The 4247-nt window shown below is 70.1% G+C and carries 4 protein-coding genes and 1 pseudogene; all 5 read left to right on the top strand.

The window, feature by feature from the left end:
• Window positions 1–297 (top strand): annotated as a pseudogene (locus SSBG_RS35075) (alanine--glyoxylate aminotransferase family protein); the annotation flags it as partial.
• A gap of 451 nt (window positions 298–748) precedes the next feature.
• The gene (ectA, locus tag SSBG_RS23905; protein ID WP_008748644.1) at window positions 749–1330 is read left to right on the top strand and encodes a diaminobutyrate acetyltransferase; all 582 of its coding nucleotides are present in this window, start codon (window positions 749–751) and stop codon (window positions 1328–1330) included.
• Between the two features lie 152 nt (window positions 1331–1482).
• Window positions 1483–2751, top strand: a complete 1269-nt coding sequence (gene ectB, locus SSBG_RS23900; RefSeq protein WP_008748643.1) for a diaminobutyrate--2-oxoglutarate transaminase — start codon at window positions 1483–1485, stop codon at window positions 2749–2751.
• A gap of 102 nt (window positions 2752–2853) precedes the next feature.
• Window positions 2854–3252 (top strand): ectoine synthase, encoded by a 399-nt coding sequence (locus tag SSBG_RS23895; protein ID WP_008748642.1) that lies wholly within the window; start codon window positions 2854–2856, stop codon window positions 3250–3252.
• Window positions 3253–3257: 5 nt separating this feature from the next.
• Complete coding sequence (gene thpD / locus SSBG_RS23890; protein ID WP_008748641.1) at window positions 3258–4157, top strand: ectoine hydroxylase; 900 nt, start codon at window positions 3258–3260, stop codon at window positions 4155–4157.
• The last annotated feature ends 90 nt before the right edge of the window (window positions 4158–4247 follow it).

The raw sequence follows: 4247 nt of genomic DNA, 5'->3' as shown, positions 1-4247 counted from the left end.
GCGGCGCCGGTCGCGACGACCGTGCGGGTGCCCACGACGGGGACGGGCCCGGACGCGGCGACGCTCGTCGCGAAGGCCCTCGCCGCGCACCCCTCGCTGCCGCTCGCGGCGGGCGGCGGCGCGCTCGCGGCCGAGATGATCCGCGTCAACCACTACGGCCCGCTCGCGGCCGAGAACGTCGTACGGGACTGCCTGCGGGCGCTCACGGCGGCGTGGGGCGAGGCGACGGGCGAGCGGACCGACACGCGCGCGGCCGACCGCGCGGTGGCGGAGACCTGGGCGGCCGGCCGGGACTGAGCCCGCGCGGGGACGGTGCGGGGCGTTCCGCCGGACGGCGCGCCCCGCGCCCTCGCCGGTGCCGGCGCGGCACCCGGTGCCACGCCGTGCGCCGTGGTGCGGCTTCCCTGGAAATACCGCGCACATATTCAGCACGATATAAACTCCGGATTAATTCCCCGTGCATTTCTGAGCACAGCTTCCCATATTCTTCTGCCCGCTTTCCCGGGGGCTAAACAAGAAGTTTTGGCCCTCGCACATCTCCCATAATTCGGACAGGTTCCACGGGTGTTACTTCTTTGTGACCGAGTCCACAAAGAAGCCCCTTTCATCCCCAATGCCCGCCACATATTGGGCATTTCGTGGGGGGTTTCGCGCCCGAGCACCCGCACGCGCGATAACACAGAACACCTTTTCACCCAACCCTGGCACCCGATGAATTTTCTGCGCCTGCTGGGTAAGTTCAAATCCCATGACCGCCGCACAAGCAGACCTCACCGCACCCCGTGCCGCATTCCGGGAAATGCCGGAGGGACTACGCCTTGACGGCCCACGCGTGCAGGACGGCGCCGCGCTGTGGCGTCTCGCCCGCGACTCCGGAAAGCTCGACCTGAACTCCTCGTACAGTTACCTGCTGTGGTGTCGCGACTTCGCCGCGACCTCCGTGGTGGCGCGGGACGCCGCCGGGGACCCGGCCGGTTTCGTCACCGGCTACATCCGGCCCGAACGCCCCGACGTCCTCGTCGTCTGGCAGGTCGCCGTGGCCGCCGCGCAGCAGGGCAGGGGCCTGGCCGCCGCGCTGCTCGACGGACTCGCCGCCCGCGTCGCCGCGCGCACCGCGCTGCGCGGCCTGGAGACCACCATCACCCCCGGCAACGTGCCCTCCGAGCGCCTCTTCACCTCCTTCGCCGCGCGCCACGGCGCGGGCCTGGAGCGCGAGGTGCTCTTCGACGCCGCGCTGTTCCCGGCGGACGACGAGGCCGGACACGAGCCCGAAGTGCTGTACCGCATCGGCCCGCTCGCCCTCGCGGCGGACCGCGCCGAAGCGGCCTGAGCCGAGCGGTCGGGCCGGCGCCCACCCGGGGCCGGCCCGTGCACCGGACGGCACCCCCGGGCCCGTACCGCCCACCGGCACCGCGGTCCCGCATCCGTACCGCAAGTCCACACTCCCTGCTCCGCTCCACCCTCTTCCCCCAGGAGACAGCTGTGACCATCGCCCCGCCCGACCTGAGCGTCTTCGAGACCCTGGAGTCGGAGGTGCGCAGTTACTGCCGAAGCTGGCCCGCCGTGTTCGACCGCGCCCAGGGCAGCCGTCTCTACGACGAGGACGGCCACGCGTACCTGGACTTCTTCGCCGGCGCCGGTGCCCTCAACTACGGCCACAACAACCCGGTCCTCAAACGCGCCCTCATCGACTACATCGAGCGCGACGGCATCACCCACGGCCTCGACATGGGGACCACGGCCAAGCGCGCGTTCCTCGAAACGTTCCAGAACGTGATCCTGCGCCCCCGCGACCTGCCCTACAAGGTCATGTTTCCCGGCCCGACGGGGACCAACGCGGTGGAGGCGGCGCTCAAGCTGGCCCGCAAGGTCAAGGGCCGCGAGTCGATCGTCTCCTTCACCAACGCCTTCCACGGCATGTCCCTCGGCTCCCTCGCCGTCACGGGCAACGCCTTCAAGCGCGCGGGCGCGGGCATCCCCCTCGTGCACGGCACGCCGATGCCCTTCGACAACTACCTCGACGGGCAGACCCCCGACTTCCTCTGGTTCGAGCGGCTCCTGGAGGACCAGGGCTCCGGGCTCAACAAGCCCGCCGCCGTGATCGTGGAGACCGTGCAGGGCGAGGGCGGCATCAACGTGGCGCGCCCGGAGTGGCTGCGCGCGCTCGCCGAGCTGTGCAAGCGGCAGGACATGCTGCTCATCGTGGACGACATCCAGATGGGCTGCGGGCGCACCGGCGGCTTCTTCTCCTTCGAGGGGGCCGGCATCACGCCGGACATCGTGACGCTGTCGAAGTCCATCGGCGGCTACGGGCTGCCCATGTCGCTGTGCCTCTTCCGCCCCGAGCTGGACGTGTGGGAGCCGGGTGAGCACAACGGCACCTTCCGCGGCAACAACCCGGCCTTCGTCACGGCCGCCGCCGCCCTGGAGGCGTACTGGGCGGACGGCCAGATGGAGAAGCAGACCCACGCGCGCGGCGAGCAGGTCGAGGCGGCGCTGCGCGCCATCTGCCTGGAGCACCCCCGCCTCGGTGCCTCCTACCGGGGCCGCGGCCTCGTGTGGGGCATGGAGTTCACCGACGCCGAGCAGGCGGCGAAGGTGTGCCGCCGCGCCTTCGAGCACGGGCTGCTCCTGGAGACCTCCGGGCCGCGCAGCGAGGTCGTGAAGCTGCTGCCCGCGCTCACCACGACGCCGGAGGACCTGGACGAGGGGCTGCGCATCCTCGCCCGCGCGGTCCGCGAGACCGCCTGAGAACCGGTTCGGGGCGAGGACGCCGAAGCGACGCGAGCACCGCCCCGTGCCCGGGCAAGAACACCGCACCACGGAATCACGGAAGAGAGGCACAGGAACACCGTGCTCATTCGCTCGTTCAAGGACATCGAGGGCACCGACCGGCACGTCGTCGCCGAGTCGGGCACCTGGGAGAGCAAGCGCATCGTGCTGGCCAAGGAGAAGGTCGGCTTCTCGCTGCACGAGACGATCATGTACGCCGGCACCGAGACGACGATGCACTACGCCAACCACATCGAGGCGGTGCTCTGTGTCGAGGGCGAGGCGGAGCTGACCGACGAGACGACGGGCGAGAAGCACTGGATCACGCCCGGGACGATGTACCTGCTCGACAACCACGACCTGCACACGATGCGGCCCAAGACCGACTTCCGTTGCGTCTGCGTCTTCAACCCGCCCGTCACCGGGCGCGAGGAGCACGACGAGAACGGTGTCTACCCGCTGCTGACAGAGGAGGGCTGAGCGAGATGACCGTCACCCACGAGAAGATCACGGACCTCTACCCGACGCGCGGCCGGACCGAGGTCTCCACGCCGCGCCAGGACCCGGTGGTGTGGTCCGCGCCCGGTACCGCCGGGCCGATCAGCGCCGGTGAGCTCGCCTCCTTCGAGGAGAACGGCTTCCACGCGATTCCCGAGCTGCTCACCCCGGACGAGGTCGCGGTCTACCGCGCCGAGCTGGACCGGCTCGTCGCCGATCCCGCGATCCGCGCGGACGAGCGCTCCATCGTGGAGCCGCGGTCGCAGGAGATCCGCTCGGTCTTCGAGATCCACAAGATCAGTGAGGTCTTCGCGAAGCTCGTGCGCGACGAGCGGCTGCTGGACCGCGCCCGGCAGATCCTCGGCTCGGACGTCTACGTCCACCAGTCGCGGATCAACGTCAAGCCCGGCTTCGGCGCCTCCGGCTTCTACTGGCACTCGGACTTCGAGACGTGGCACGCCGAGGACGGGATGCCGAACATGCGCGCCGTCTCCGTGTCGATCGCGCTCACCGAGAACTACGACACCAACGGCGGGCTCATGATCATGCCCGGCTCGCACCAGACCTTCCTGGGCTGTGCGGGCGAGACGCCGAAGGACAACTACAAGAAGTCCCTCCAGATGCAGGACGCGGGCACGCCCTCGGACGAGGCGCTCACCGAGATGGCCGGGAAGTGGGGCATCAAGCTCTTCACCGGCAAGGCGGGCTCGGCGACCTGGTTCGACTGCAACGCGATGCACGGCTCGGGGGACAACATCACCCCGTTCCCGCGCAGCAACGTGTTCCTCGTCTTCAACAGCGTCGAGAACGCGGCCGTCGAGCCCTTCGCCGCGCCGATCCGGCGCCCGGAGTTCATCGGCGCGCGGGACTTCACGCCGATCCGCTGAGGCGGAGGCCGCGACCGCGTACGGGCGGAGGCCTTGTGCGGGAGCGGAGACCCGTGTGGACGGGCGAGGCCCGTGTGGACCGGCGAAGGG

The sequence above is a fragment of the Streptomyces sp. SPB074 genome (genome assembly GCF_000154905.1).
Taxonomy (GTDB): Bacteria; Actinomycetota; Actinomycetes; order Streptomycetales; family Streptomycetaceae; genus Streptomyces.
The sequence above is the reverse complement of the archived record's forward strand: the minus strand, read 5'-3'. Positions and strand labels throughout refer to the sequence as shown.

Coding starts and splice junctions, on each gene's coding strand:
- thpD (WP_008748641.1), top strand. CDS start 3,258: ATGACCGTCACCCACGAGAAGATCACGGACCTCTACCCGACGCGCGGC.
- ectA (WP_008748644.1), top strand. CDS start 749: ATGACCGCCGCACAAGCAGACCTCACCGCACCCCGTGCCGCATTCCGG.